The sequence below is a fragment of the Streptomyces sp. NPDC002537 genome (genome assembly GCF_053594975.1).
In genome coordinates, this window is record NZ_JBSFWT010000005.1 from 13,377 (window position 1) to 39,107 (window position 25,731).

Below are 25,731 nucleotides of genomic sequence, written 5' to 3' on the forward strand. Positions count from 1 at the left end.
GAGGCCACCATGCGCCGCACCCGGGAAATACTGCTGACGGCCACCCTGGCCGCTCTCGCCGTGGGAGCCGTCTGGTTCCAGCCCTGGAAGCTCTGGATCGACACCACCGTGCGGGAATCCGTCCCCGCGGCCGCGGCCGATGCCCAGGGGCGCACCCCGAGAACGCTGGCCACCGGTGAGCTGATCAGTCACGAACACCGCACCAGCGGCACCGTCCGTATCCTCGAACTGCCGGACGGCACCCGGACGCTGCGGCTGGAGAACCTCGACACCAGCAACGGCCCGGACCTCCGGGTCCTGATCACCGACGCTCCGGTGAAGGAGGGCCGGGCCGGCTGGCACGTGTTCGACGACGGTGCCCATCGGAGCCTGGGGTCCCTGAAGGGCAACAAGGGCGACCAGAACTACACCCTGCCCGCCGGTCTGGATCTCGGCCGGTACACGAGCGTGAGCATCTGGTGCGACCGGTTCGACGTCTCGTTCGGCGCCGCCGGGCTCACCCGCGTCTGACCCGGGCCCCAGTCAGGAGGCCAGGACCTCCGTCGTCGCGGCGACCGGAGCGGTGCCCGATATCGAGCAGTTGACGGTGACACCGAAGACATGGACGGTGGCACTGCCGGGCGAGAAGGTCGTGGAGCCCGCGTTGTCGAGCTGGGCCGACACCTTGCCGCCCGTCACCGTGACCGGGGTGCCGCTGGGTATCGCGTCGGGGTTGGTGAAGCCGGTCGCGGTCACGCTGCCCGTCGCCGCGCCGCCGAGATCGATGGACAGCTCGCCGCTCACGCTGCCCGCCGGAATACCGATCGGCGCGGTGAGGGTCGTGATGACGTCGACGGTGAGGTCCGCGGCGGTGCCCTGCTGGACGCTGGCCGGAGCCGTCACCGCGATCTGCAGGGACTGGACGCCGCTGGGGGCGCCCGGTCCGGTGCAGGTGTACTGGACGGCGACGGTGTCCGCCAGGGCCGGGGGCGCGGCCAGCCCGACACCGGCGGTCGCCAGTACGGCGGCCAGGGCCGCTCCGGTCATCAGCCGCTTGCGGTCGGGGGGTCTCTTCGACGTACGCATCGTGTGCTTCCTTCCTGTCCGGGGTGGGGGTTGCCGGGGAAGCAGGTAGTGACGTGTACGCGTCATGAGTGACATGGGGTGCCGGAGAAGTCAATACCGACCGGCGAATGCAGACCGGCACAAGAAAACCGACTGGACGGTTTTAATTGAGGAGAAAATGGCGCCGAGCCGCCCCCCGACGGCCCGGCGCCCGACCGTCCCGGAAGGGATCGGTCCGTTCCCGGGCGGCGTCTACGACGCCGCGGCCGCCTCCGCGGCGGCCCGGTGCACGGCCCAGATCCGGCCACCACGGTCCGGCGCGGTGTCCAGCGTGCGCAGCAGCGCGGGCACGGCGATGCTCGGCAGGAGGTGGTCGTAGAGCACGGCGATCCGCTGCTCCAGGGTGCAGCCGTCCTCGACGGCGGCCGTGGCGACGATCTCCACGCCCGTCCACGCGCTCACGAACAGCATCGCCACCTGCGCCGGGTCCACGTGCGGCAGCAGCTCACCCTGCCCCTTGGCCACGCCCAGCATCTCGGTGACGAAGTCGATCCAGCCCGCCCACGAGGTGCCGAACAGCTCACGCGCCCTGCGGTCGGCGGACAGCCTGATGGGGGCGCTGAGCAGCGGCTCCTGGGGCAGCCGGTGGGCGAGGACCATGCCGATGTCCACGAACTCCTGGAGCCTGGACTCCTGCGGGATGACCCCTTCCGTGGTGAGCGCGGCCTCGAGCACGCCGCGCGCCAGCTCCTCCTTGGAGGCGAAGTGGAAATAGAGGGCGCCCTTGGTCACGCCGGCGCGCGAGAGGATCTCGGCGATCGTCGCGGACTCGTACCCGAACTCGTCGAAGACCGCGCCGGCCGCTTCCAGGATCGTGCGCCGCGTCTGGATCGCCCGCGCCTGCTTCGCCACGAAGGGCACCTCCTGTGTTCACACCTGCGTTGCACGCAAAAATCAAACCGGATAGTTTGTATCTTATCATCGGGCGGCTTGCCGCCCGGCTTCGCCATGGACGCTACCTCGTACGGGAATCGGGCCGGTGACGGGCGACCGCCCGGGTGGCGCGGCGGGCGGGCGGGTGTCCGGTGCGGTGCCGGGCGGGAAGGGGCACAGGGTGCCTGTGCTCTCCGATCCCCTGTCGACGCTGGTGCGGCGCGGCCGGGAGCCGGCGGTCGTCCAGACGGTGCGTTCCACGCTGGCCGCGGTGATCTCCTACGTGGTGGCCCTGTGGCTCAGCAGGGAACCCGCGCCGCTCACCGCGCCCCTGACGGCGCTGCTGGTGGTGCAGGTGACCCTGTACGCCACACTGACGACCGGCATCCGCAGGGTGAACTCGGTGGTGGCGGGGGTGCTGATCGCCATCGGCTTCAGCGTGCTGGTGGGGCTGACCTGGTGGAGCCTGGGGCTGATCATCCTGGCCTCGCTGGTCATCGGCCGCTTCGTCAAGGTGGGCGAGTTCGTCCCCGAGGTCGCGATCAGCGCCATGCTGGTGCTCGGGGTGACCCGGGTCGCGGAGACCTCCTGGGACCGGGTGCTGGAGACGCTGATCGGCGCGGTGGTCGGGCTGCTGTTCAACGTCCTGTTCGTCCCGCCGGTGTGGGTACAGCCCGCCGGGGAGGCCATCGAGGAGCTCGCACGCCGGATGAGCCGTCTCCTGCGGGACATCGGGCGGGAGATCAGCGGCCACACCACCGTCGCCGAGGCGGCGGCCCGGCTGCACGAGGCCCGGCGGCTGGACCACGACATCGTCGAGGTGGACGCCTCCCTGCGACAGGCGGAGGACAGCCTCCGGCTCAACCCCCGGGTGCGGGAGGGGATGCTGTTCAGGGTGGTGCTGCGGACGGGGCTGGACGCGCTGGAGATCTCGGCGGTGGTGCTGCGGGTGACGGCCCGGACGCTGACCGACCTGGCCAAGAAGCGCACCGACGAGCCGCTGTTCCCGGAGGACGTGGCGGCCGCGCTGGAGGAGGTGTTCGAGCGGCTCGCGCGGGCGGTGGAGAGTTTCGCGGTGGTCATCACCACCCAGGTGTCCACGAACGCGGAGGACGCCGAGGCGCGGCTCGGCGCCGCGCTGGCCGCCGGGCGGTCCGCCCGCGACCGCGCCGCCGACCTGCTGCTCGACAAGGTCCTGGAGCACCCGCGCCAGTGGCAGCTGCACGGCGCGCTGCTGGCGGAGATCGACCGGATCCTGGACGAGCTGGACGTGGCGAAGCGGTCGCAGCGCCTGGTGGAGGAACTCGACCGGCGTTCGCGGGAGCAACGGGAGCGCCACCCCGTACTGGACGGCGTCAAACGCCGTCTGCGCGGCAGCCGTTCCGGCCGCCGCGGCACCCCGGGATGACCACCTAGGGGCAAGTCCGCGGGCGCGGCCGACAGTTGGCCTGTACGGGACGTACCGCCGTGTCAAGTGCGGCCGGGGCCCTGGCGGGAGGCGTCCCGACGATCTACGATCGCACCCGGCCGAGGCTGAAGTGCGAGGGGGCCCGTGATGCTGCCGGTGACTGTCCGGGGGAAGGTGCGGCCAGGGGTCCGTACCGTGCGCGCGCCCGGCCGCGGCGGCCCCGCGGTGGCACCGTGACGCGCCGGGGCTACCGGGTCCTGTGTCCCCCTGTCCCGACCATTCCTGGAGAGCCTGCCGAGATGCGCTGGAGGCGCCTGCGCCGCCGATGCCAGAAGGTGATCGGCGGGATCCCCGTACCCGACCCGTTCTCCGCGCAGGCGCTGTGCGCCCGGCTGGCGGTGGAGCGCGACCGGCCGCTGCGGCTGCTCGCGCTGCCGACGCCGACGGTGCCCGGCACCCCGTCGGGACTGCTGCTGTCGGTGGAGACGGAGGACTTCGTGCTGTACGACGCGCAGACCAGCCCGTTGCACCAGGAGCACATCATCGTGCACGAGATCGGGCACCTGGTCTGCAATCACCGTTCGGCGGTCGAGGATCAGGAGCTCTACCGCCACCTCGACATCACGGACCCGCAGTCCGTGCGGCGGGTGCTGACCCGTATCCGCTACGGCGACGAGCAGGAGCAGGAGGCGGAGATGATCGCCACCCTCATCCTGGAGGCGGCGGGCCGGGTGCCCGCGCCGACGCTGCTGTCGGGGATGCTGGGCGGGCTGGAATCGGCCATGGGTCTGCGGGCCGGACACCGTACGGGTGCGTCGTGTTCGGCGGGCTAGACCAGCCGTGGGTGGAGAACGGCGGCATCGTCGCGCTGTGGACGGTGGCCGTCGTCCGGGCCCCGCAGGGCGTCCGGCACCGGGAGCAGCGGCCGTTGTGGTTCGCGATCGTGATGATCGCGCTGGCGATGTCGATGCATCTGGAGCCGGTGACCGCGGTGTTGTCGCGGCTGATCGCGGACGCCCATTGGATCGATCTGTCGACACATCTCTTCAGCATCGTGGACGCCGCGGCGGTGCTGTGGTTCATCTTCGGGGCGGCGGGCCGGGAGCGGCGTACGGCTCCGGTGTTCGGGGCCGCGCTCGCGGTGATGGTGGCGCTGGTGCTGCTGGACCTCACCGGGCCCGCGCACACCCGCAACCAGATCGCGCCGTCCCGGGACGTGCCCGGCGTGCCGGAGGCCTATTGGTGGGTGTTCTTCGCGTTCCACCTGGTGGCGGACACCACGTGCGGCCTCGTGTGCTGGAGCTACGGGCGCGGGACGGGCACGCCGCGGCTGCTGCGGTACGGGCTGCGGCTGTTCGGCACGGGCATTCTGCTGGCGTCGCTGCTGTGGGTCCTGAAGCTGTTCTACCTGCGGACGAGGTCGACGGTGTTCGCCCCGCTGTTCTCACCGGTGACCGGTGTGGAGGCGGCGTTCATGGCGGTCGGCGCGGCACTGCCCGTCCTGGCGCGGATCCGGAACCACCTGCGCGACCGCAGGCAGTACCGCGGGCTGGACCGGCTGTGGCAGGACCTGACGGCGACCACCCCGGATGTGGTGCTGCGGCCCGGGAACCGGCTGGGGGCGGCGGCGGTCCCGCTCCAGTTGCTGCTCTACCGCAGGGTCATCGAGATCAGGGACGCGATGATCGTGCTGCGGAACTATGTGTCCCCGGCGACCCTCGGCACGGTCCGCGCGCACGTCGCGGGGCAGGAGGTCCCCGGGCACCTGGTCGACGCGCACGTGACGGCGTGCTGGCTGGCGGCCGCGCTGCACGCCAAGCGCTCCGGCCGGGCCCCGCAGGCGCAGACCGCGAATCTGGCGGGTCCGGGGGCGCAGGACCTCACCGAGGAGATCGGCAGCCTGCTGCGGGTCGCGGCGGCCTACCGGTCGCCCGCCGTCCACGCCTATCGCGCCTCGCTCACCTGACCGCGGCCCTTTCTCCGCCGCAGTCCCCTCGCCGCAGTCCCCCTGCCGAAAGGAAACAGAGACCGTGCTCATCGCCTTCACTCTGACGCCGCTGGGCGTCGGGGAGTCGTTCCCGGAACACATCGCCGAGGCAGTGAAGATCATCCGTGCGTCGGGGCTGCCGAACCGCTCCGACTCCATGTACACGATGATCGAGGGCGAGTGGGACGAGGTGATGGACGTCGTCAAGCGCGCCACGGAGGCCGTCGCCGCGAAGGCGCCCCGCGTCCAGCTCGTCCTCAAGGCCGATCTGTGGCCGGGTATGGACCGCCCGCTCGACGGCAAGATCGAACTCCTGGAGCGGCACATGCCGGACCCGGCCGCGAGCCCACGGCCGCCGGCCGGGTGACGTCCCGTCCCCGGGCGCGTGGCGGCGTTGGGCCATCCGTGTTGCGATGGAGGTGACCCAGCACATCGTCATGCGCGCGAGACAGGAGTGACTCATGGCTACGAAGAAGCAGCTCAAGGCCCGCGACATCATGTCCGCGGGGGTGCGGTGCGTCGGCGAGCAGCAGTCGCTGGCCGCCGCGGCGGAGATGATGCGCGACCAGGAGGTCGGCTGCCTGCCGATCTGTGGCTCCGACGACCGGCTCAAGGGCCTGATCACCGACCGCGACATCGTCGTCAAGTGCGTCGCCGAAGGCCGCGACCCGGCGGGCATGAAGGCCGGTGAGCTGGCCTCGGCGCTGCACTGGATCGACGCCGACGCGGCCGCCTCCGAGGCCCTGGAGAGCATGGAGCGGCACCAGATCAAGCGTCTCCCGGTCATCGACGTCCGCGGCGACCACCGCCTGGTCGGCATGATCACCGAGGCCAACCTCGCGAAGAACCTCAGCGACGAGGAGATCGCCGAGTTCGCCTCCCGGGTCTACGCGGCCGCCCGCTGACCTTCCCTGACGGGCTTTCGGCTGTTCGGCCGACAGGGCGTCACCCCCGTACCGTACGGGTCATCAGCTCCCGGCGGCCGGGGCTGTCGGCCCATCAAGGTCCGCTTATCGCAAGTGAGTTGATTGCTTCCGGCAGGTGTCCGGACGGCTTTCTGACGGGGGGAAAGACGGTGCCGGGGACCGGTCGGTGACCCTCTTGGCCGCTGTCCGATTGCGAGCTCCGAGAGGCGGACGGAAGGTGAGCGTGAAGATCCCTCCGCCCCTAGGAGTACGTTGATGAACGCTCCCCGCACCACCGGCCTCGTCCTCGCGGGAGCCGCGTGCGGCACCGTCGCGCTCGCCCTGACAGGCTCTTTCGCCACGCCCGCTCCGGCGGCTCCCCCGCACGCCGTCGCCAGGACCAACGTCACGGTCCCGGCCGCACCCACGCCCGAGGCACTGCGCCGGGCAGCCGTCGACGGGATGTCGGCCATCGACACCAGCGACATCACCAAGCTGGCCGCGGGAGCCGCGAAGGCGTGCGACGCGGTGCAGGCGCCCGCTCAGCAGAACGCCCAGGCGTGCACCTCCGTCAAGGAGCACCTCGGGGCGCTCACCACGGCGCGGGCCACCCTCCTGCAGCAGTCGACGGCCGCGGCCCCCGACGTGAACGCCATCACCGCGGCGACCACCAACGCCGTCGCGGCGACGGTCACGCTCGCCAAGAAGGACGCGATCGTCCCGAAGACCGACGCGGCCGGCCCGACGACCCGCAGCGTCGTCGACCCGAACCGCGGCATCGACGGGTTCGCCCACGGCGGTCTGCTGGGCACCGTGACCAACATCCTCCGGGGTGCCGTCGGCGCCCTCGGCGGTCTCGCGGGCGGAGCCCTGGTCGGTCTGGGCAGCCTCCTCGGCAGGCTGGTCGGATTCCTCGTCGGCTTTTGAGGCGGTATCCGAGGCAGCAGTCGAGGCAGCAGTCGACCGCCGGGCGGGCCGCGTTCCGGGCCGTCCGGCGGTCGGTGCCGTCCGACGGTCAGCCTCTGCCCGTCCGGTCGAGCCAGGCGAGCTGGATCGATTCGAGGATGCGCAGATTGACCCGGGTCGGGTCGCCGCTGAAGCCGTTCAGATCGGCGACCCGGTCCCTGATGTCCAGGAAGTCGACCTTGAGGGGCTCCGTGTCCGGGTGCTGCGCGGCGAGACCCGCCGCGATCCGGTCGATGTCAGTCCACTGCATGGGCCGAGTGTGTCCCACCCGGCCCGCGCGGTCCAGGCCGCCACCCGCCACACTTCCCGCCTCACGGGGACGGGCGAGCATATGTGTCAGAGTGCGGCCGCGGGCGGGACGTCCTGGAGGGCGCGCAGGTGCGTACGGACGTGTCCGGCGGGCCCCTCGCCACCGGGCACCCGCTCCCACAGGGCCAGCAGTTCGGCGGCCAGGCCGGGCGCCTGGTCCCCGCTGTGCTGCCAGCAGTAGTGCGCCCGCTTCACCGCGGCGACCGCCTCCGTGTCACCGGGCCCGCCGCGCTCCAGCCGGGCGCGGGCGGCCGACATCCACAGCTCGGCGGCGCGGGCGAGATCGCCCGCCAGCCGGGCGAGGTCGGCCCGCACCTCGGTCCAGAGACCGGCTTCCGGGCTGTGCGGACCGTACTGGCGCAGCGCCTGCTGTTCCCACGCGGCGGCCATCGCCGCCGCTTCGTTGTGCCGCCCGGCGCGGGCGGCGGCGAGGATGCCGGGCAGCAGATCGTCCTGGAGCGGCGCGGCCGGGCCGGAGTGCGCCGGGGCGGGCACCGCGTCGGCCGGCACCGGCACGGGTTCGGGCGCGGGCGCCGGCGACGCGCTCTGCGGCGGGACGGCGGTGGGCGCGAAGGCGGGCCGCTCCGTACGGGCCGGGTGAGCCGCGTTGTTCAGGACGGCTCCGGCCGTGCCGTGGGCGAGGGCCAGCGCCTGCCCGGCCGGCCCCGCCTCGGCCAGCGCCCAGTGGTGCACCGCCTCCGCGTCCACGGTGGGCCCGGCGCCGGGGACGCCGTTCCGCAGCGTGGCGAGGAAGGCGCGGCTGTACGGGCCCGCCTCCTGCGCGGGCGCGGGCGGGGCCGGCGTGATCACGCCGAACAGCGGGACGCCCCCGGCGAGTTGCCCGGCCTCCGCGGCCGCCACCGCCTTCGGCCACGTGGCCGCGTCGGCCTCGACGTCGACCAGCAGCAGTACGGGGCCCGCGCGCTCGGCGAGCGTGCGCGTCAGCCACGACCAGGGCAGTCCCGTGTAGCGCACCGTTCCCGGAGTGCTTCCCGACAGTGCCAGATGGACCTCTCCGCCCCCTCGGCGCGAGGACGACGCCATCAGCCGTCCGGTCACCCAGACCAGCAGCGGTCCGGGTCCGGCGGCGGCGTTCTGGAGATAGGCGAGCACGTTCTGCTGCCCGGCCGCGCCGGGCAGTTGGACCACGTCGACCGCGTCGGCCGCGACGAACCCCCGCGGGTCCGCGCCCGCCACGGCGTGCAGCGTCGGATTCGGCACCGCGCCACGACGCCTGTCGGGCGTGCCGTCGAGCAACAGCACGCAGCCCCGACTCGGGTGATTCACCGTACTCATCCCTCCGGCCTGCAAGCGCAACAACCGCCCTCCCCCAGCCTCACCCCCGCCACCCCTGCGGTACGGGGAGGCAACAGCAACTGTAGAGGCCACGGCCCCCTTCGGGGGCGGGATGCCCCACTGCCGACGCCCCCGGTACGCGCGTAAATCCGGCCCCCGCCACCGGAATCGGTGCGATCCGGACGCAGCGGCCGCCTTCAGGCGGCCGCTGCGTGAGGGGCGGCGGCGCGGCACCGGGGCGCCGCCGCCGGTCCGGGTCAGCCCATCGCGGCCCGGACCGTGGGGGTCGTCTCCAGCGTGGTGCGACTGACGTCCCGGCAGAGCGGGATGTTGCCGGTGCTGGAGACGTGCGCGGCACTCACCCAGGTCGGGCGGTCCCGCAGCAGGTACCAGGTCTCGTTGCCGCCGACCTGCTGTGCGCGGACCTTGCAGCGCAGCCCGGCCTTGGTCCCGTGGGTGAGTGTGGACCGCACCGCGGCGTCCGTGCTGGGGTAGACGCGCTCGTTGAGGCCGGTGGTGCTGGTGATCGTGCCGTACGGCTGGCCCGGCGGGACCGGGACCGGGGCCGCCGCCTGAACGGGTGTGGCCACCAGCATCCCCCCGGCCAGCACGGCCACCGAGAATGCCACGCCACGAGCCCTGAGTGTCTGGGTCATAAACAGCTCCCTGTTGTCCGGAGTGGATAACGCATTGCCGAGGTTCCACTCCCCCAGCGCCCGTAAACCGGAATAAATCGACATAGACCCATCTAGAGTCATACCGATGTGTCGACAGTTGGACGGACCGTCAGCTGTCGGTCCCGGCCGGGGGCTTCTCCCCGCGGGCGCGGCTGGGCTGGACCCGCTTCGGCTCGCCCTTCATCTTGGGGTGCTCGGGCGGGTAGGGCAGATCGCCCAGGCCGTGTTCGCGCTCGTCCCGGTCGGCGAGTTCCAGGGCCGCGTCCAGGTCGCACGGCCGGTCCTCCATCCCCGCGTGCACGTCCCCCACCTCGGCGTAGCGGACCGGCATGGTGGCCAGGTCGAAGTCCTCGGGGACGGCGCTGGGCACCTCGTCCCACCGCAGGGGCGCGGACACCGGGGCGTGCGGGCGGGGCCGCACGGAATAGGCGCTGGCGATGGTGCGGTCGCGCGCGGTCTGGTTGTAGTCCACGAAGACCTTCTCGCCGCGCTCCTCCTTCCACCACTTCGTGGTGACGCTCCGGGGCGCGCGCCGCTCCAGCTCCCGGGCCACGGCGATGGCCGCGCGCCGCACCTGGACGAACGTCCACCGGGGCCGGATCGGCACGAACACGTGCAGGCCGCGCCCGCCGGAGGTCTTCGGCCAGCCGACGAGCCCGAGTTCCTCCAGCACACCGCGCAGGTCGAGGGCGGCCCGCACGGCGTCGGCGTACGACGTGCCGGGCTGCGGGTCGAGGTCGATGCGCAGTTCGTCGGGGTGGTCGGTGTCGGCACGCCGCACCGGCCATGGGTGGAAGGTCAGGCACCCCAGGTTCGCGGCCCACACCACCGCCGCGATCTCCCCGGGGCAGAGTTCGTCGGCGTACCGTCCGCTGGGGAAGGAGATCCGGCCCGTCGGGATCCAGTCGGGGAGGTTCTTCGGCGCGCGCTTCTGGAAGAACGACTCCCCGCCGACGCCGTCCGGATAGCGTTCCAGCGTCGTCGGCCGGTCCCGGAGCGCGCGGACGATGCCGTCCCCCACGCCGAGGTAATACCGGGCGACGTCGTACTTGGTGAATCCCCGCTCCGGGAAATACACCTTGTCCGGGTGCGAGAGCCGGACCACCCGCTCGCCGATGGTGAGTTCCACTGCCTCGCCCATGCATTCACGCTAAGCGCACCCGTGACACGCCACAACACGCGAAAAGGCCGACGGGCGCGGAGTCCCGCGAGCCCGCACAATCGCGGTCATGGACCTCCCCGTCATGCCGCCGCTGCGGCCGATGCTGGCCAGGCCCGCGTCGGCGATCCCGCCCGGCATGCAGTACGAGGCGAAGTGGGACGGCTTCCGGGCCGTCGTCTTCCGCGACGGCGACACCGTCGAACTGGGCAGCCGCACCACCAAACCGCTGACCCGGTACTTCCCGGAAGTCGTGCGCACGCTGCTGGCGCAGCTCCCGCCGCGCTGTGTCCTGGACGGCGAGATCGTCATCGCCCGCGAAGGCCGCCTGGACTTCGGCGCCCTGCTCGAACGCATCCACCCGGCCGCGTCCCGCGTCACCCATCTGGCGGAGGTCACACCCGCGAGCTTCGTCGCGTTCGACCTGCTCGCCCTCGGCGACGAGTCCCTCCTGGACACCCCGCAGCACGCCCGCCGCGAGGCACTGGCGACCGCGCTCCAGGACGCCTCGGCACCCCTTCACCTCGCGCCCGCGACCCTCGACACGGCCACCGCGCGCACCTGGTTCGAGCAGTTCGAGGGGGCCGGTCTGGACGGTGTGGTCGCCAAGCCCCCGGACCTCCCGTACCGGCCCGGCGAACGCGTCATGGTCAAGGTCAAGCACGAGCGGACCGCCGACTGCGTGGTCGCCGGCCTGCGCCTGCACAAGAGCGGCCCCGTCGTCGGCTCCCTGCTGCTGGGGCTGTACGACGCGACGGGCCGGCTCCAGCACGTCGGCGTGTGCGCGTCGTTCCCCATGCGCCGCCGCCAGGAGCTGATGGCGGAACTGGAGCCGCTGCGCGTGGACAGCGCCGAGGGACACCCCTGGCAGGAGTGGACCGACCCCCGGGCGCAGGCCACCGGCCGGCTGCCCGGCGGCCCGTCCCGGTGGACCGGGGCGAAGGACCTCTCGTGGCTCCCGCTGCGCCCGGAGCGGGTCTGCGAGGTCGCCTACGACCACCTCCAGGGCGACCGTTTCCGGCACACCACCCAGTTCCGCCGCTGGCGGCCCGACCGGGACCCCGCGCAGTGCACCTACGCGCAGCTGGAGGAGACGGTCCGCTTCGACCTCGCCGACGTCCTCGGCGAGGTCAGTCCTGGGCGCGCTGGGTGACCGGGGCGTCCGTGCGGTCGCCGAGGAACTCGTACCAGCGACGCTGGAGGCACACGTACCGGGTGTCCGCCTCGACCAGCCGGAGGAACGAGCCCACGGCCTCCGCCAGCCGGTCCTGGAGCCCGCTGTCGGCCAGGTCCCCGCTCTCGGTGAAGCCCTCGTGCGCGCGGGCGAGGCTGAACATGTCCGGGTAGACGCGCGTGCCGAGGTGTTCGAGCGGGACGCGCAGCGCCCACAGGCCGCGGTTGCCGCCGACCAGCGAGGGCGACGCCGAGACCAGCAGGGCGTGCTTGTCCTTGAACGGCTGCGGCCGGACACGGGAGACCCAGTCGACGGCGTTCTTCAGCCCGCCCGGGAGCGAGGCGTTGTACTCCGGGGAGGCGATCACGAACGCGTCGCTGCCCTCCAGCCGGTCGCGCAGGGCCAGCGCGCCCTCGGGCAGGCCCTCGGCGGCCTCGGTGTCCCCGTCGTACACCGGCATCGCGAAGTCCCCCAGATGGGCGAGGTCCACGGTGGCGCCCGCCTCCTCGACCAGCCGGGCCACGAGTACGGCGAGGCGGGCGTTGAGCGAGTCGCCGCGGAGCGACGCGCCGAGGGTCAGCACGCGCATCGGCGGGAGCGGAGCATCGGCGGCCATACGGCCCTCCTCACGGTGATCCGGCCTCGGCCGGGGCTTCCGGTGCGCGGAACGCGCGGGTCTCCTCATCTCCCCGTGCCGCCCCACCATGAAACCGGGGTACCCCCCGGCCCCCCGGGTGCAGCACCGACGGGACGTCAAGCCGGGCTCCGTTGGCCCATCCCCGCGCTCTCCGTGCCGGGGGCCACCACCGAACCCACCGCGCCGCCACCGCCACCGCTGCCGCCGGCCCGGCGTTCGCGCTCCTGCCCCCACCACCACACGCCCAGCGGCCCCAGGGCCGTCACCAGCGCCAGCAGCGCCCACAGGCGCATCACCACGAAGTCATGGCCCCACACCACCGACGCCACCAGGCACACACCGAACACGGACGCCCATCTCATGTGCGTGCGGAAGGTCCCCACGCAGTCCCCCGACACGGAGTCGCCTTTCGGTGTCACCACGAAGCCCGACCGCCGCCGCAGCAGTGCCTGCCCCAACGCCCGCGCGTACAGCGGCGCCGCGACCGCCGACATCACCATCCCCAGCACCCCGGCCGACCCCACCGGCTCGTGCGGCGACACGTTGTGACGACGGTTCACCACATACAGCGTCACCTGCAGGACGGCGGCGTCCCCGTACAGCATCAGCCACACCGGCCACGACACGCCCAGCCCCGCGGCCCCCAGCACCAGGAACAGCACGCACGACACCCCGCCCAGCACCCATGTCAGCGCCGCCAACGGGTAATACGCCACCAGCAGCCCGTAGTTCAGCAGCCGCCCCCACGACAACCCCCACACCACCCCGCCGAACTGGCACAGCAACGTCTCGAACGTGCCCCGTGACCACCGCAGCTGCTGCGAGAAGAAATCCGTCCAGGACGACGGGCCCTCCCCCACCGCCAGCACGTCCGGCGTGTACACGGATCGCCACCGCCCGCCCGTCACCGGATTCCTGCGGCAGTGGATCTCCAGGCCCGTGGCCATGTCCTCCGTGATCGAGTCGTAGAAACCGCCGATCTGCCGCAGCACCCCGATCCGCACACAGTTCGACGTTCCCACGAACATCGCCGAGCCGTACCGGTTCCCCGCCCGCTGCACCAGCGCGTGAAACAGGAACTGCTGCGACTCCGCCCCCTTCGTCACCCCCGAATAATTGCCGTAGACCTGCGGCCCCACCACGAACGCCACATCCGGGTCCCGGAAATATCCCAGCATCCGCTCCAGGAAATTCGGCAACGGCACGTGATCCGTGTCCACGCACGCCAGGAAGTCGTAGGCATCGCCGTGCGCGTCCAGCCACGCGTTGTAGTTCCCGTGCTTCGTCCGTGCCCGGAAGCGCCCCGACGGCCTGTTCCACCGCGCCACCCCCTTGCGCGAGAAGTGCCGTACCCCCAGCCGCGCGCACAGTTCCCGCGCCCCGGGGTCGTCCCCCTCGTCCAGCAGCCATACGTCCACCGCCCCCTCGTAGCCCACCCGCACCGCCCCCTCCAGGGTCGCCGCCACCATCGACAGCGGCTCCTTCCCCGGTACGAAGCTCGTGCAGAACGCCACCCGCCACCCCGGCGCCGCCCGTACCGGCACCGGATCCCGCGCCACCCACGAGGCATGCGCCACCGACACCACGTTCACCACACGAAAGGCCTCAACCAGTCCCACCGACACCAGCATCAGCCCGTCCGCCCACCCCAACCACCCACCCCGCACCACCCAGTGCACCGGCCACAACAGCCACACCAGCAGACCCAGTGACAGCAAAGGCGCCCCGCACACCAATGCCCCCACCCACCGGCCCCCGTCCACCCCGTCACCCCACAGACGCCGGAACCCCACCCGGTGCACCCCCTTCGACACCTCCCCCATCGCCCCCGCCAGCTCGCTGAACCGCGCATAGTCGTAATCGCCGCTCAAGAGGGTGTCCGCGGCCTCCGTCGGCTCCTCGGACGCCCCGCCCCGGGATACCTCGCCCGCCGGTCCCGGCACCCCGCCGCCCACGACCCCGCACCCCGACACCCGCACTCCACCCACCGCAACCACCACCCACTCCCCCGCCGTCGAAGCGACCACCAGGTTCAGCCCGAAAAACGTAACAACCCGGCAGAACGCTCATATGACCATTAAGCCCAACACGCCCCGGTAAATCACTCACACGGCTGCATGTACTCATATAAAAGGACTGACGAGACTCGCCGACTCACCCGCTTCCAGGGGTGGCGGGCACCGCGCACCGGCGCGGAACGAGCAGGGCCACAACCGTGGCGATCAGGTCAAAGCGCCCCGCGTCTTGGGCGTTTCGGTCACCTACGGACGCCTTCTCCTGTTGTATCTCTCGCCTGTATGCCGCTCACCGGCCGTCCCGGCACGGGCGGCGACCGTCGAGAGAAGGATGAAGCACACGAATGTCCATCAATCGCACTGTCAACCGCCTAGCGGCCGCCGCCGCGCTGGCCGCCGCCCTCGGTGCCGCCTCCGTCTCCGGCGCCTTCGCCCAGGGGACGGCTGGCCCGTACCCGGCCCCCTCCGGCAAGGTCACCAAGACCGAGCGGCGGGCGGACGGCGGCGGCGGTTGGCGGGGGGACGGCCTGTCGCTCAACGCCGCGGACAACAAGAGGGTCGACGACTTCCTCGACCACGCCCGGGAGGCCGAGCAGTCGATCAGCCCCGAGATGAGGGCCGTCGCCATGGCCTCCCACGCCACCCTGATCGGCTTCGACCAGCGGCTGAAGTCCGCGGACTCGCTCAAGCGCAAGGTCGCCACGTCACTGAGGGCCGCGCCGGGCCAGACCGTGGACGCCACGCTCGCCAGGATCAGTGACGCGGTCCGCTACACGCTGGAGTGGCCGGACGGCAAGTACACCAAGGGCGTCGCCGCGGCTTCCTCGATGCTGGCGACCTGGGGCAACGACGGCGTCAAGTGGTCCAACGCCTGGGGCCGCAAGAACGGCTACAAGGGCATCAACTCGGCCTGGCGCGACTCCCAGTCCGGCCAGCTCTTCGAGGTGCAGTTCCACACCCCGTCGAGCAAGTGGGCGCAGGAGGTGACCCACAAGCTGTACGAGGAGCAGCGGCTTCCGCGGACCCCCGCGGAGCGGGCGAAGGAACTCCAGGAACAGCAGGACGCGATCTTCTCCTCGGTGCCCGTCCCCGACGGCGCGGAGGCCCTCGGCGCCCCGGCCGCGCGGCGGCCCGCGGTCGCCCTGTCCCCGCCGGCCGCCGCGTAAAGGTCTCCGCCCGGCTCAATTTTCCGGCAGGGCCGGAATCGGGCCCGTGTCCGCTTCGGTAATGGGCGCCGTCTGCCTCACCGTGGACAACGACACGGGCGCACCGCCCGCGCCCACCACCCTTCGGCACCGTACCCACGGCCCTGCCGTCCGATATCGCAGGAGACATCGATGATCTTCATCGTCGTGAAGATGAACGTACGCCCCGAGCACAGCGACAAGTGGCTCGACCTCGTCGGTGAGTTCACCCGGGCAACGCGTGACGAGCCGGGCAACCTCTTCTTCGACTGGTCCCGCAGTGTCGACAATCCGCACCAGTTCGTGCTGGTCGAGGGCTTCGCCTCGCGCGAGGCCGGTGACGCGCACGTGAACTCGGCGCACTTCAAGGCCGCCATGGACAAGATGGCCGATGCCATCGCGACCACCCCGCAGATCATCAGCACCGAGGCGCCGGGCAGCGGCTGGTCCGCCATGGCGGAGCTCACGCCCCGGCACGCCTAGCCGGCGGCCGGTACCGCGCGTTCGGGGCCGGCCGACGACGATGTCCGCATCGCCGTCGGCCGGCCCCTTCGCTCCCACCGCGGTAAACCTCCTTGACGATCGCTCCGGCGCTCCGGAAGCGTGTGCTGATCCGAGGAGGGGACACCCATGGGCGAGAACAAGGACCGGATGCTGGCCGGTGACTGGTATATCCCGGCCGACGAGGAGCTGCGGGCGGCCTCGCGCCGCCGGGAGGAGCTGTGCGCCGCCTACAACACGGGCGTACGGTCTCCGGAGGAGCGCCGGGAGCTGCTGGAGCAGTTGCTCGGGTCGGTGGGGGAAGGGGCCCGTATCCGTGCGCCGTTCCACTGCGACTTCGGCTCGTACATCACCATCGGCGCGGGTGCGTTCGTCAATTTCGGTGCGGTGTTTCTCGATGCCGCGCCCATCACCATCGGCGCGTACGCACAGATCGGCCCGAATGTGCAGCTTCTGACGCCGATTCATGAAATGGACGCGGAGCGTCGGCGGGAGGGCTGGGAAAAGGCCCTGCCCGTCACGATCGGGGACAACGTCTGGCTGGGCGGCGGGGTGATCGTCTGTCCCGGGGTGACCATCGGGGCGGACACGGTGGTCGGGGCGGGCGCGGTGGTCACGAAGGACCTGCCGTCCGGGGTGCTGGCTGTCGGCAATCCGGCCCGTGTCGTACGGGTACTGGCCGGACCGGAATCCGGCTGAGCAAGAGCCCGGTACGGATTGGCTCGGAATCGCCGAGCCGCTTCCGGGGCTCCCGGCAGGAGCATTGACAATAAAGCCGCATACCGTGGACCGTGAAGCGACCGTGAAGGCGGTGGACTTCCTTGGGGATTCAAGGAGTTCCGCCGCCTTTCTCGATTCCGCGGAGGAACCCGTGACAAGACGCCCGTGGTTCACTGCACTGTCGCTCACCATTGCCCCGCTGGCCGTTCTCACGGCCGGGCCCGTGGCACACGCCACCGCTCCGACGCACAGCGCCACCGCCGCCCATCAGGCGAACGCCAAGCTCTCCGGGACGCGCCCGGATCTCAACGGCCGGCGGCTCAAGGGCCTGGGCGAGGACGCCGTCTATCTCATCCTCGACGGCAAGCGCCGCTGGATCCCCAACCCGGCCACGTACGACAACCTGTTCCGCGGCTGGGACGGCATCCAGTCCGTCGTCGACATCAACAGCATCGACAACGGCGGCCAGTTGTCGAACGGCGCCTTCCTCGGCAAGTCCCCCGACGCGCCCGAGGTCTACCTGATCAGCAACGGCGAGAAGCGCTGGATCACCAGCCCCGCCGCGATGGACAAGTACGACTTCGCCTGGAACAAGATCCGCGGCCTCTCGCAGGTCGCCATCGACGCCATGCGCAACGGCCCTTCCATCTCCTGACGGGCGCGCGCTCCGGGGTCCGTCCGCACACGGGCGGACCCATCCGGCTGCCGAACGGGCGATTCCGGACCGGCGGGCACGGGTCTGCAACCTCTCAACAACCTTCATTGTCATACTTGTTATGACTGCGGAAGCGAAGAAGAGAACAGCCTCGGCCCTGGCGCGCCGACTGGGCGTGCTCCTCGGCGCGGTGGGTGTCGCGGCCCCGCTGACGCTCGCCGTCGGCGGCACGGCACAGGCGACGACGCCGACGTGCACGACGCGGACCGGCCCGTATCAGAAGGAGATCGAGAAGTTCCTGGGCAGACCTGTCGACGGCCGGCAGTCGGCGGACGACTGCCGCGCGATCCAGGAGTACCAGACGAAGCACGGCATCCGTCCGAACATCGGTTACGCGGGACCGGTGACCTGGGGCTCCGTACAGGAGGAGATCACCCGCCGGGACCCCAACGCGGCGGGGAAGTGCCCCGTGGACAAGGGGCGCACCGCCTGCGTCGACCTCACCCGGCAGATCAGCTGGATCCAGGACGGCAAGTCCGTCAAGTTCGGCCCGGTGCCCGTGCGCACCGGACGCGACGGCTACGGGACCCGGACGGGTGCGAAGAAGATCTACTGGCGCTCGGCCGACCACTGGTCGACCCTCTACAACATCCGCATGCCCTATGCCCAGTTCTTCGACGGCGGGCAGGCGTTCCACGCCATCGAGGGCAGCGTCTGGTCGCCGCCAGGCTCGCACGGCTGCGTCAATATGCGCAGCACCGATGCGAAGGAGTACTGGTCCATGCTCCACAACGGTGACGACGTCTTCGTCTACGGCCGGAAACCCGGCACCTGAGTGAGGGGGTGCGACGGCACACTGTGACGAGAGCGGGCCCCCGCCACCGGGGGCCCCATTTCGACAAATCGATTCTGCGAACACCCTTACGAGTGAAGTGAATTCATTCCCCTTCTCGTCGGCCCGGCCTCTCGGATACAAATCGGAGGGAAAGGCGTCACGTCCTCGTCGAACGGGTGGTCGCGGAATGACAGCGCACGTCCCAGGGTCCCCGCAGGATTCCGCCGAGCCGGGTCCGGCCCTGCGGGGCTTCGTCGACCTCTCCGCCCGGCTGACGGGCTTCGACGCCTTCGACCTGCGCGCGACCGGAATGGTGCGCCTGTATCACGACACCGTGCTCGACCAGATCGGCCGGGAAGCGGTCGGCCGGTTCCTCGACGCCATGGCTGCCGCCGGAGGCGACCCGGACCGGCTCACCGACGAGACCGCGCGCGACATCGCCCGCGCCATCACCCACCTGTGGTACCTGGGGGTCTGGCCGCAGCTCGCCCGCCCGGTCCACTCCGCGCTCGGCCGGGAGCGGGCGAACACCGCCTTCACCGTCTCTCCCGAGGCCTACGCGGAGGGCCTGGTGTGGCGGACCTTCCACGGCCACCCCGCGGGCGCCAAGCCCCCCGGCTTCGGCACCTGGGCGGACCCACCGCCCGACGCCGCCGTGGTGCGCCCCGGCGCGGGGGAGGACGGCCGCTCATGACCACCGCACCGCACCCGGCCCCGCGCCGGTACGACGTGATCGTGGTCGGCGCCGGGCTGGCCGGCACGCTCGTCGCCAAGGAACTGGGCGACCAGGGCTGGCGCGTCCTCGTCCTGGAGGCGGGCACCGACACCCTGAGCACCTGGCCCGGCCACCTCGACGCGCTCGACGCCTTCTACTCGGCCTCGGCCAAGGTCCCCAACTCCCCCTACCGGCCCAACCCCGACGCCCCCTCCCCCGACCTCCTCGATCTCGAAGGGCTGCCCGGTGGCGGCTTCCGCACGCACGGCTACCTCCTCCAGAACGGCCCCCTGCCCTACGGCACCGACTATCTGCGGGCCAACGGCGGCACCACCCTGCACTGGCTCGGGCTGACACCACGGATGCACCCGGAGGACTTCGCGGTCCGCCGCGCCTACGGATACGGCAGGGACTGGCCGATCGGCTACGAGGACCTGGAGGGCCACTACCGCGCGGCCGAGCGGGAGTTGGGCGTCGCGGGCGACGCCGCCGAGCAGGCCGCGGCCATCGGCCTGCCCTTCCCCGAGGGCTACGTCTATCCGATGCGGGAGATCCCCCGCAGCTACGTCGACCGCATCGTCGCCACGGCCCTCGACGGCGTCAGCGTCAAGGAGTCCGAGGACGGCCGGGACACCACCCTCCGCGTGGTCACCACGCCGCACGCCCGGAACAGCACCCCGGACCCGCGGTACGACGGCGGGCGGGGGTACCGCCCGGTCGGCGCGGTCGGGCTGCCCAACTACGGCGAGCGGTGCGTGGGCAACGCCTCCTGCGTGCCGATCTGCCCCGTGCAGGCCAAATACACCCCGCTCAAGACCCAGGCCCGCTGGGACCGCCGGGTCGAGCTCGTCACCCACGCCGTCGTCAGCCGCGTCCTGGCCCGGGGCGACGGCCGTGTCCTCGGCGTCGAGTACCTCGCCTACGACGACCCCGCCGCCCCGGCGCACACCGTCCGCACCGCCGAGGCCGACATCGTCGTCCTCGCGGCGCACGCCGTCGAGAACGCCAAGCTGCTCCTGCTCTCCGGGCTCGCCGACCGCAGCGGGCAGGTGGGCCGCAATCTCATGGACCATCCGGTGCTCCTCACGTGGGGGCTGCTGGACCGGCCGGTGGGGCCCTTCCGCGGCCCCGGGTCGACCTCCGGCCTGGAGAACTTCCGCACCGGCCCCGCCCGGCGGACCCGCGCCCCGTTCCGCATCGAGATCAGCAACTGGGGGTGGAGCTGGCCCACGGGCGCCCCGGCGAGCGACGTGGCCCGGCTGCTCGGCATCACCGGCGACTCCGGACAACCGCGCGGCAAGGGCGTGTTCGGGGCCGAGCTGCGGGCCGGGCTGGGCGCGTGGATCAGCCGGCAGTTCTCCCTCCAGTTCGCGCTGGAGCAGGAGGCCGAGAGCCGCAACAGGGTCACCCTCGACCCGGCCCACCGCGACCGGCTGGGCATCCCCCGGCCGCTCCTCACCTACGACCTGTCCGACCGGGTGAAGCGCGGCATGGTCGCGGCGAAGGCCGTCTCCGACCGGATCTTCGGTCTGCTCGGCGCCGAGGACCGCACGGCGTACGGCCCCGGGCCGTTCTCCCCCGGCCACTTCCGCTTCGACGACCGCGACTGGGACTTCCACGGCGCCGGGCACGGAGCGGGCACGCACCTCATGGGCGACTCGCGCGACACCTCGGTGGTCGACTCGTGGCAGCGCTGCTGGGACCACCCCAATCTCTACGCCGTCGGCTGCGGCAGCATGCCGTCAGTGGGCACCTCCAATCCGTCGCTGACCCTGGCGGCGCTCGCCCTGCGCAGCAGCGAGCGGATCCATCGCGACCTGACGGAGCTCCACCGGCCGGTGGCCGTACGGACCGGGCGGGATCCCACCGTCGTCACCGTGCTCCCCGGGCCCGCCGCCGCCCCCGGCCCGGCCGCCGTCCCCTCCCCCGTCACCCCTCGGCCGAGTTAGGAGGGCGCCGTGACGACCGCCCGTCCGCCTGTCGCGCACACCGATCTCCCGGGCGAGCTCGCGCTGGTCGAGGAGCCGCCGTTCCGGGTCCCGCGCGACCGCGCCGACCTGCATGTCTTCCTCCAGGCCGCGCTGACGCTGGAGCACCTCACCATCCCGCCCTACCTCACGGCGATGTACACGCTGCGCCCCGGCACCAACAGGGCCGCTTTCTATGCCATCCGGGCCATCGTGCTCGAAGAGATGCTCCATATGGCGCTGGTCGCCAATGTGCTCAACGCGGTCGACGGACAGCCGCTGGTGGCCCATTCCCGTTTCGTCACCGGGTATCCCGCCCGGCTGCCGTACAGCAAGGACCATTTCCCCGTCGCCCTGCGGCACTTCGGCGTGGAGGCCCTGGAGACCTTCCTCCACATCGAGCGCCCGGAGTACGTGGCCGAACCGCCGGGCCACCCCTCGGTCGCGGACGACGACGGCTGGACCTCCATCGGCCAGTTCTACAACACCATCGGCACGGGCCTGGTCCGGCTGGCGGAGGAACTGGGCGAGGCGGAGCTCTTCCGCGGCGACCCCCGGCGGCAGCTCGGTCCCGAGCACTTCTACAACTCGGGCGGCGAGATCTTCCGGGTCACCGGTCCGGCCTCGGCGCTGGAAGCGCTGCGGGTCATCACCGAGCAGGGCGAAGGCGTGGACCGGACGATCTACAACCCCGACGACCGGATCTTCGGCGAGGCCCGGGAGCCCGCCCACTACTTCCGGTTCGACGAGATCTACCGGCAGCGCGGCTACGGGCCGTACGACACACCCGCGTCGGGGCCGACCGGTCCGTCCATCGAGGTGGACCTGGACGCCGTTTATCGCATCGATCCCGCGGCCAGGGCGGTGGATTTCCCGGCCGGTGGTGCGGTGCGGCGGGCCGCCGACGGCTTCAACGAGACATACGCGGGGCTTCTGTGCCTTCTGGAAAGGGCCTTCACCGGCGAACCGGAGGCCCTGGGAGACACCGTCCCGGTGATGCGGAGCCTGCGTGGGCTCGCCGAGCGGCTCTATCGCAACCCCCATCCGGACCCGGTGAAGCGGGAGCGGGGGCTGCATGCCGGCGCGACGTACGAGCTGACGGATGATCTGTTCGCGCGGGTGCGGGCCGGTTCCTCCTCCCGGCCCGGCGCGTCCCCGACCGCCGCGTCGAGGACCGCCGGGATCGACCCCTCGTAGCCGCCGGGCAGCCGGGTGACCCACAGGTCCGGGGAAGACGCAGAGCTTCAGCGCGATGACGGGCCGCGTCCAGTGGTAGGTGGCGAAGCCGGGCCCGGCGAAGCATGACTCAGATGAGTTCAAGCAGGCAAAGAGACAAAGAAGGCAAAGAACGGAGCGATTCCGCTCCGGGGGCTTCGGGAAAGGGGCCGGAGGGGAGGCCGCCCTCCGGCCCCGGCGGCGGGCCCGGAGGCCCGGCGGGAACGCTCCGGGTCAGGGGGTGACGGCCGACAACCCCCCGGCCGGGACGCCCTCGTCGAGGCGTGCCCCGTCCGCGGCGGCGGCGCGCGGGGCGTCGCCCGCGAGAGTCTCGGGTGCGGCCGGGTGGAGGAGCCGTCCGACCAAGTGGGGCTCGGCGTAGAGGGCGACCAGCCTGCGGACCGTGGCCGGGTCGGCGGAGACGGTGACGGGCGCCTGGTAGCGGTCGACTTCCTCCTCGTCGTCGGTGTCGGAGAGCGTGGCCCACATGTCCTCGGCGGCGCTGATGAGCTGGTCGAGCTCGTCGCGTACGGCTTCCCAGGCACCGTCGCGTACGGCCTGGTCGATGCGGGAGACGGTGCCGAGGAGGCTGGCGTAGTCCTCCGCCAGCTGGTCCTCCTGGGGCGAGGGATGAAGTGGCACGGCGACTGGCTCGGTGGTGTACACGGCACCTCCACGCAAGGGGAAACGGTCTGGGCTGGGGCCGATGCGTACGAACCCCCACTCGGGCATGGTCGCGCGCCGGGGGGCGGCGGCCGCTGTCCGGCGTCACCGGGTGACGAGATATCACCCGCACGGGCGAGCACGGGACACCGGGAGATCGGAGCGCAAGGGTCCACATCCGGCCACCCGGGCCGGATTCCGCATTCCGGACGCGGATGTACGCCCATCGGTCAACTCACGGCCAACTCTTCGCCGTGAACCTGCCAAGTTCGGGGATTCGGTGGCACGCTCGCCTCGGTTCCAACACGGCCTGCATCGGAGAGCGCCGTGTGTACCACCGCACCCACGCCATACTCGGCGACGCATCCGTGTCGCCGAACAGCGGGCTGTCACCAGCAGCCAAGCCGAAGGAGTTCGCGTGAGATCAACCCCCCGCATCGCCTGTCCCTCGCGCCGCACGCGGAACAGCGCCGCCTTCGTCGCCCTCGCCGCCCTGGTGGCGGCGGGCGTCCAGGTGAGCACCGCCGGAGCCGCACCCACCGCGGAGCACCCGGCCTCCGCCGCCGCCCTGTCCGTGCCGCAGCGCACCGCGCTCATAGCCGCCGCGCAGCACGGCAGCACCGACACCGCGCGCTCGCTGGGGCTCGGGGCGAAGGAGAAGCTGGTCGTCCGGGACGTCGTCAGGGACGCCGACGGCACCGTGCACACCCGCTACGAGCGGACGTACGACGGACTGCCCGTGCTCGGTGGCGACTTGGTCGTCCACGTCAAGGGCGCGCACAAGAGCGTCACCAAGGCCACGTCGAAGTCGATCGCCGTGCCGAGCACCACCCCGAAGATCCCGGCCGCCACGGCACAGAAGAGCGCCCTGCGCGCCACCCCCTCGGACGTCAAGTCCGCGCAGGCCGACCCGAGCAGCTCGCGCAAGGTCGTCTGGGCGGCCAAGGGGACCCCCGTGCTGGCCTGGGAGTCGATCGTGCGCGGCGTCCAGAAGGACGGCACCCCCAGCCAGCTGCACATCATCACCGACGCCAACACCGGCAAGAAGCTGTACTCCTTCGACGGCATCGAGACCGGCACGGGCACCGGGCAGTACAACGGCCGCGTCACGATCGGCACGACGAAGAGCGGCAGTTCGTACCAGATGCTCGACAACACCCGGGGCGGCCACCGCACCACCGACATGAAGCAGGGCACGTCCGGCAGCGGCACGCTGTTCACCAACTCCACCGACACGTGGGGCAACGGCAGCCAGAGCAACCGGCAGACGGCCGGCGTCGACGCCCACTACGGCGCGCAGGAGACCTGGGACTTCTACAAGCAGACCTTCGGCCGCAGCGGCATCCGCAACGACGGCGTCGCGTCCTCGTCCCGCGTCCACTACGGCAACGGCTATGTGAACGCGTTCTGGGACGACTCCTGTTTCTGCATGACGTACGGGGACGGCCAGGGCAACAGCAACCCGCTGACCGCGCTCGACGTGGCCGGTCACGAGATGACGCACGGCGTCACCTCCGCCACGGCCGGCCTGGAGTACGCGGGCGAGTCCGGCGGCCTCAACGAGGCCACCAGCGACATCATGGGCACCGGCGTCGAGTTCTTCGCCAACAACCCCAACGTGCCCGCCAATTACCTCATCGGCGAGCAGATCAACATCAACGGCAACGGCACGCCGCTGCGCTACATGGACCAGCCCAGCAAGGACGGCTCCTCGCTCGACTACTGGAGCGCGGACGCGGGCACCGTGGACGTGCACTACTCGTCCGGCATCGCCAACCACTTCTTCTACCTGCTGTCCGAGGGCAGCGGCTCGAAGACGATCAACGGCTTCACGTACAACAGCCCGACCTACGACGGGTCGACCCTGTCGGGCATCGGCCGCGACAAGGCCCTCGCCATCTGGTACAAGGCGCTGACCACGTACATGACGTCGACCACGGACTACGCGGCGGCCCGCCAGGCCACGCTCCAGGCCGCGGGCGACCTCTACGGCACCGGTGGCAGCGAGTACCAGGCCGTCGCCGCCACCTGGACGGCCGTCAACGTCAACTGACGTCCGGCGGGGGTACGACGATGAGCCGCCGGATGCGGGTCCGGCGGCTCGCCGTCATTCCCGCTGTCCGACGGCCTCGCCCGCCTTGCCCCAGTTCTGGTGCAGGCGGTCCAGATAGGACCGGGCCATCGAGCCGGGCTCGGCGCCCCGCGCGAACGCCAGCATGTTCCCGGCGCCGGCGTTGTACCCCAGGGCCAGCAGTTCGTTCTCGGTGTACGTGCCGGAGCGCGACGACGGCAGCTGGGCGGCCAGGTCGTGCAGGTACCACGCGGCGGCCTCGACGGCCAGCTTCGGGTCGTCGGGCAGCTCCTGCCAGTCCCGGTCGGCGAAGCGGCCGGACTTCGTGTCGTCGAACGCCGCCTTGTGCATGTTCGCGATGCCGAAGGCGGAGTCCGGCTTGAGCCGCTGCCAGGCACGCTCCAGCTCGGGGTCGTGCGGCTTGTAGGACTCGTTGTAGAGGATCGCCATCAGCAGCCGGGGGTCGACGGCCGCCTTCTTCGCGTACGTGGTGACCTGCGGGGCCCACTGCGCGACGTCCTGGTTCCCGGCGGCCTTCGACGCGTTCGGGCCGGGTGTGCCACTGGCCGCGGGCGACGGGCCTCGCGTGGGGTCCGCGGCCGTTCCGTGCCCGCCGCACGCCACCGCCGCGGCGACCGTCACGGTGGCCACGGCGACGAGCCGTATCCGTCGCTTCCAGGGGTGCCGCACGCTCG

General features: G+C 71.7%; 27 protein-coding genes. 17 read left to right on the forward strand and 10 right to left on the reverse strand.

What is annotated here, in order from left to right; all coding sequences use genetic code 11:
• The first annotated feature begins 9 nt into the window (after positions 1-9).
• Positions 10-510, forward strand: coding sequence for a DM13 domain-containing protein (locus ACWD4A_RS03615; RefSeq protein ID WP_451188969.1), 501 nt, complete (start codon positions 10-12; stop codon positions 508-510).
• A gap of 12 nt (positions 511-522) precedes the next feature.
• Here the strand turns inward: ACWD4A_RS03615 and ACWD4A_RS03620 are convergent, their stop codons facing one another.
• Together ACWD4A_RS03620 and ACWD4A_RS03625 are read right to left on the reverse strand one after the other, a co-directional pair.
• A complete protein-coding gene (locus tag ACWD4A_RS03620) occupies positions 523-1,065 on the reverse strand; it encodes a hypothetical protein (protein WP_451188971.1) in 543 nt (180 codons plus the stop codon).
• Between the two features lie 231 nt (positions 1,066-1,296).
• Positions 1,297-1,956: a ScbR family autoregulator-binding transcription factor gene (locus ACWD4A_RS03625; protein WP_451188974.1), complete on the reverse strand. Its 660-nt coding sequence runs from the start codon at positions 1,954-1,956 to the stop codon at positions 1,297-1,299.
• 202 nt (positions 1,957-2,158) lie between these two features.
• Between ACWD4A_RS03625 and ACWD4A_RS03630 the strand changes: the two genes are divergently transcribed.
• The 6 genes from ACWD4A_RS03630 (at position 2,159) to ACWD4A_RS03655 (ending at position 7,204) form a co-directional block, all read left to right on the forward strand.
• Positions 2,159-3,385, forward strand: coding sequence for an aromatic acid exporter family protein (locus ACWD4A_RS03630; protein ID WP_451188977.1), 1,227 nt, complete (start codon positions 2,159-2,161; stop codon positions 3,383-3,385).
• A 299-nt stretch (positions 3,386-3,684) separates the two neighbouring features.
• Positions 3,685-4,218 (forward strand): hypothetical protein, encoded by a 534-nt coding sequence (locus ACWD4A_RS03635; RefSeq protein ID WP_451188979.1) that lies wholly within the window; start codon positions 3,685-3,687, stop codon positions 4,216-4,218.
• Positions 4,203-5,351 carry an MAB_1171c family putative transporter gene (locus tag ACWD4A_RS03640; protein ID WP_451188981.1) on the forward strand — a complete coding sequence of 383 codons (1,149 nt, stop codon included), beginning with the start codon at positions 4,203-4,205 and terminating at the stop codon, positions 5,349-5,351. Before ACWD4A_RS03635 ends, ACWD4A_RS03640 begins: the two co-directional genes overlap by 16 nt.
• 64 nt (positions 5,352-5,415) lie before the next feature.
• On the forward strand, positions 5,416-5,739 hold the full coding sequence (locus tag ACWD4A_RS03645) for a thiamine-binding protein (RefSeq protein ID WP_451188984.1): 324 nt from the start codon (positions 5,416-5,418) through the stop codon (positions 5,737-5,739).
• Between the two features lie 94 nt (positions 5,740-5,833).
• The gene (locus tag ACWD4A_RS03650) at positions 5,834-6,277 is read left to right on the forward strand and encodes a CBS domain-containing protein (protein WP_451188987.1); all 444 of its coding nucleotides are present in this window, start codon (positions 5,834-5,836) and stop codon (positions 6,275-6,277) included.
• A 276-nt stretch (positions 6,278-6,553) separates the two neighbouring features.
• Positions 6,554-7,204 carry a hypothetical protein gene (locus ACWD4A_RS03655; protein WP_451188990.1) on the forward strand — a complete coding sequence of 217 codons (651 nt, stop codon included), beginning with the start codon at positions 6,554-6,556 and terminating at the stop codon, positions 7,202-7,204.
• An 88-nt stretch (positions 7,205-7,292) separates the two neighbouring features.
• Here the strand turns inward: ACWD4A_RS03655 and iscX are convergent, their stop codons facing one another.
• The 4 genes from iscX to ligD form a co-directional block, all read right to left on the reverse strand.
• On the reverse strand, positions 7,293-7,493 hold the full coding sequence (gene iscX, locus ACWD4A_RS03660) for a Fe-S cluster assembly protein IscX (RefSeq protein ID WP_451188993.1): 201 nt from the start codon (positions 7,491-7,493) through the stop codon (positions 7,293-7,295).
• Positions 7,494-7,579: 86 nt separating this feature from the next.
• Positions 7,580-8,839, reverse strand: a complete 1,260-nt coding sequence (locus ACWD4A_RS03665) for a hypothetical protein (RefSeq protein ID WP_451188996.1) — start codon at positions 8,837-8,839, stop codon at positions 7,580-7,582.
• 266 nt (positions 8,840-9,105) lie between these two features.
• Positions 9,106-9,504: an SH3 domain-containing protein gene (locus tag ACWD4A_RS03670; RefSeq protein ID WP_451188999.1), complete on the reverse strand. Its 399-nt coding sequence runs from the start codon at positions 9,502-9,504 to the stop codon at positions 9,106-9,108.
• Positions 9,505-9,634: 130 nt separating this feature from the next.
• The gene (gene ligD, locus ACWD4A_RS03675) at positions 9,635-10,666 is read right to left on the reverse strand and encodes a non-homologous end-joining DNA ligase (RefSeq protein WP_451189002.1); all 1,032 of its coding nucleotides are present in this window, start codon (positions 10,664-10,666) and stop codon (positions 9,635-9,637) included.
• 88 nt (positions 10,667-10,754) lie between these two features.
• On the opposite strand from ligD, the gene ACWD4A_RS03680 reads away from it, so the two are divergent.
• Complete coding sequence (locus ACWD4A_RS03680; RefSeq protein ID WP_451189004.1) at positions 10,755-11,837, forward strand: ATP-dependent DNA ligase; 1,083 nt, start codon at positions 10,755-10,757, stop codon at positions 11,835-11,837.
• Here the strand turns inward: ACWD4A_RS03680 and ACWD4A_RS03685 are convergent.
• Both ACWD4A_RS03685 and ACWD4A_RS03690 read right to left on the reverse strand, forming a co-directional pair.
• Positions 11,815-12,474, reverse strand: a complete 660-nt coding sequence (locus ACWD4A_RS03685) for an NADPH-dependent FMN reductase (RefSeq protein ID WP_451189006.1) — start codon at positions 12,472-12,474, stop codon at positions 11,815-11,817. The genes ACWD4A_RS03680 and ACWD4A_RS03685 overlap by 23 nt on opposite strands.
• A 137-nt stretch (positions 12,475-12,611) precedes the next feature.
• Positions 12,612-14,318 (reverse strand): glycosyltransferase family 2 protein, encoded by a 1,707-nt coding sequence (locus ACWD4A_RS03690; protein WP_451189346.1) that lies wholly within the window; start codon positions 14,316-14,318, stop codon positions 12,612-12,614.
• A 536-nt stretch (positions 14,319-14,854) separates the two neighbouring features.
• Between ACWD4A_RS03690 and ACWD4A_RS03695 the strand changes: the two genes are divergently transcribed.
• The 8 genes from ACWD4A_RS03695 (at position 14,855) to ACWD4A_RS03730 (ending at position 22,284) form a co-directional block, all read left to right on the forward strand.
• Complete coding sequence (locus tag ACWD4A_RS03695; protein WP_451189008.1) at positions 14,855-15,676, forward strand: ATP nucleotide 3'-pyrophosphokinase; 822 nt, start codon at positions 14,855-14,857, stop codon at positions 15,674-15,676.
• A 171-nt stretch (positions 15,677-15,847) separates the two neighbouring features.
• Complete coding sequence (locus ACWD4A_RS03700; RefSeq protein WP_451189010.1) at positions 15,848-16,177, forward strand: putative quinol monooxygenase; 330 nt, start codon at positions 15,848-15,850, stop codon at positions 16,175-16,177.
• Between the two features lie 147 nt (positions 16,178-16,324).
• Entirely contained in the window at positions 16,325-16,894 is a 570-nt protein-coding gene (locus ACWD4A_RS03705) for a sugar O-acetyltransferase (protein WP_451189012.1), read from the forward strand.
• A gap of 172 nt (positions 16,895-17,066) precedes the next feature.
• Positions 17,067-17,570: a hypothetical protein gene (locus ACWD4A_RS03710; RefSeq protein WP_451189015.1), complete on the forward strand. Its 504-nt coding sequence runs from the start codon at positions 17,067-17,069 to the stop codon at positions 17,568-17,570.
• Positions 17,571-17,691: 121 nt separating this feature from the next.
• Positions 17,692-18,405, forward strand: coding sequence for a L,D-transpeptidase (locus ACWD4A_RS03715; protein ID WP_451189017.1), 714 nt, complete (start codon positions 17,692-17,694; stop codon positions 18,403-18,405).
• Between the two features lie 187 nt (positions 18,406-18,592).
• Positions 18,593-19,099: a hypothetical protein gene (locus ACWD4A_RS03720; RefSeq protein ID WP_451189019.1), complete on the forward strand. Its 507-nt coding sequence runs from the start codon at positions 18,593-18,595 to the stop codon at positions 19,097-19,099.
• A complete protein-coding gene (locus tag ACWD4A_RS03725) occupies positions 19,096-21,069 on the forward strand; it encodes a GMC family oxidoreductase (RefSeq protein WP_451189022.1) in 1,974 nt (657 codons plus the stop codon). The genes ACWD4A_RS03720 and ACWD4A_RS03725 overlap by 4 nt, the downstream gene beginning before the upstream one ends.
• A 9-nt stretch (positions 21,070-21,078) precedes the next feature.
• A complete protein-coding gene (locus ACWD4A_RS03730) occupies positions 21,079-22,284 on the forward strand; it encodes a ferritin-like domain-containing protein (RefSeq protein ID WP_451189025.1) in 1,206 nt (401 codons plus the stop codon).
• Between the two features lie 252 nt (positions 22,285-22,536).
• Here the strand turns inward: ACWD4A_RS03730 and ACWD4A_RS03735 are convergent, their stop codons facing one another.
• Positions 22,537-22,968 (reverse strand): hypothetical protein, encoded by a 432-nt coding sequence (locus tag ACWD4A_RS03735; protein ID WP_451189028.1) that lies wholly within the window; start codon positions 22,966-22,968, stop codon positions 22,537-22,539.
• A gap of 415 nt (positions 22,969-23,383) precedes the next feature.
• On the opposite strand from ACWD4A_RS03735, the gene ACWD4A_RS03740 reads away from it, so the two are divergent.
• Positions 23,384-25,018, forward strand: coding sequence for a M4 family metallopeptidase (locus ACWD4A_RS03740; protein ID WP_451189030.1), 1,635 nt, complete (start codon positions 23,384-23,386; stop codon positions 25,016-25,018).
• Positions 25,019-25,072: 54 nt separating this feature from the next.
• Here the strand turns inward: ACWD4A_RS03740 and ACWD4A_RS03745 are convergent, their stop codons facing one another.
• On the reverse strand, positions 25,073-25,726 hold the full coding sequence (locus ACWD4A_RS03745) for a transglycosylase SLT domain-containing protein (protein ID WP_451189033.1): 654 nt from the start codon (positions 25,724-25,726) through the stop codon (positions 25,073-25,075).
• Positions 25,727-25,731 lie beyond the last annotated feature (5 nt).

Excerpts from the sequence above, each read along its gene's own strand:
- ACWD4A_RS03615 (WP_451188969.1), top strand. The coding sequence starts at position 10 with ATGCGCCGCACCCGGGAAATACTGCTGACGGCCACCCTGGCCGCTCTC.
- ACWD4A_RS03620 (WP_451188971.1), bottom strand. The coding sequence starts at position 1,065 with ATGCGTACGTCGAAGAGACCCCCCGACCGCAAGCGGCTGATGACCGGA.
- ACWD4A_RS03635 (WP_451188979.1), top strand. The coding sequence starts at position 3,685 with ATGCGCTGGAGGCGCCTGCGCCGCCGATGCCAGAAGGTGATCGGCGGG.
- ACWD4A_RS03650 (WP_451188987.1), top strand. The coding sequence starts at position 5,834 with ATGGCTACGAAGAAGCAGCTCAAGGCCCGCGACATCATGTCCGCGGGG.
- ACWD4A_RS03655 (WP_451188990.1), top strand. The coding sequence starts at position 6,554 with ATGAACGCTCCCCGCACCACCGGCCTCGTCCTCGCGGGAGCCGCGTGC.
- iscX (WP_451188993.1), bottom strand. The coding sequence starts at position 7,493 with ATGCAGTGGACTGACATCGACCGGATCGCGGCGGGTCTCGCCGCGCAG.
- ACWD4A_RS03670 (WP_451188999.1), bottom strand. The coding sequence starts at position 9,504 with ATGACCCAGACACTCAGGGCTCGTGGCGTGGCATTCTCGGTGGCCGTG.
- ligD (WP_451189002.1), bottom strand. The coding sequence starts at position 10,666 with ATGGGCGAGGCAGTGGAACTCACCATCGGCGAGCGGGTGGTCCGGCTC.
- ACWD4A_RS03680 (WP_451189004.1), top strand. The coding sequence starts at position 10,755 with ATGGACCTCCCCGTCATGCCGCCGCTGCGGCCGATGCTGGCCAGGCCC.
- ACWD4A_RS03685 (WP_451189006.1), bottom strand. The coding sequence starts at position 12,474 with ATGGCCGCCGATGCTCCGCTCCCGCCGATGCGCGTGCTGACCCTCGGC.
- ACWD4A_RS03690 (WP_451189346.1), bottom strand. The coding sequence starts at position 14,318 with ATGGGGGAGGTGTCGAAGGGGGTGCACCGGGTGGGGTTCCGGCGTCTG.
- ACWD4A_RS03695 (WP_451189008.1), top strand. The coding sequence starts at position 14,855 with ATGTCCATCAATCGCACTGTCAACCGCCTAGCGGCCGCCGCCGCGCTG.
- ACWD4A_RS03700 (WP_451189010.1), top strand. The coding sequence starts at position 15,848 with ATGATCTTCATCGTCGTGAAGATGAACGTACGCCCCGAGCACAGCGAC.
- ACWD4A_RS03705 (WP_451189012.1), top strand. The coding sequence starts at position 16,325 with ATGGGCGAGAACAAGGACCGGATGCTGGCCGGTGACTGGTATATCCCG.
- ACWD4A_RS03715 (WP_451189017.1), top strand. The coding sequence starts at position 17,692 with ATGACTGCGGAAGCGAAGAAGAGAACAGCCTCGGCCCTGGCGCGCCGA.
- ACWD4A_RS03720 (WP_451189019.1), top strand. The coding sequence starts at position 18,593 with ATGACAGCGCACGTCCCAGGGTCCCCGCAGGATTCCGCCGAGCCGGGT.
- ACWD4A_RS03725 (WP_451189022.1), top strand. The coding sequence starts at position 19,096 with ATGACCACCGCACCGCACCCGGCCCCGCGCCGGTACGACGTGATCGTG.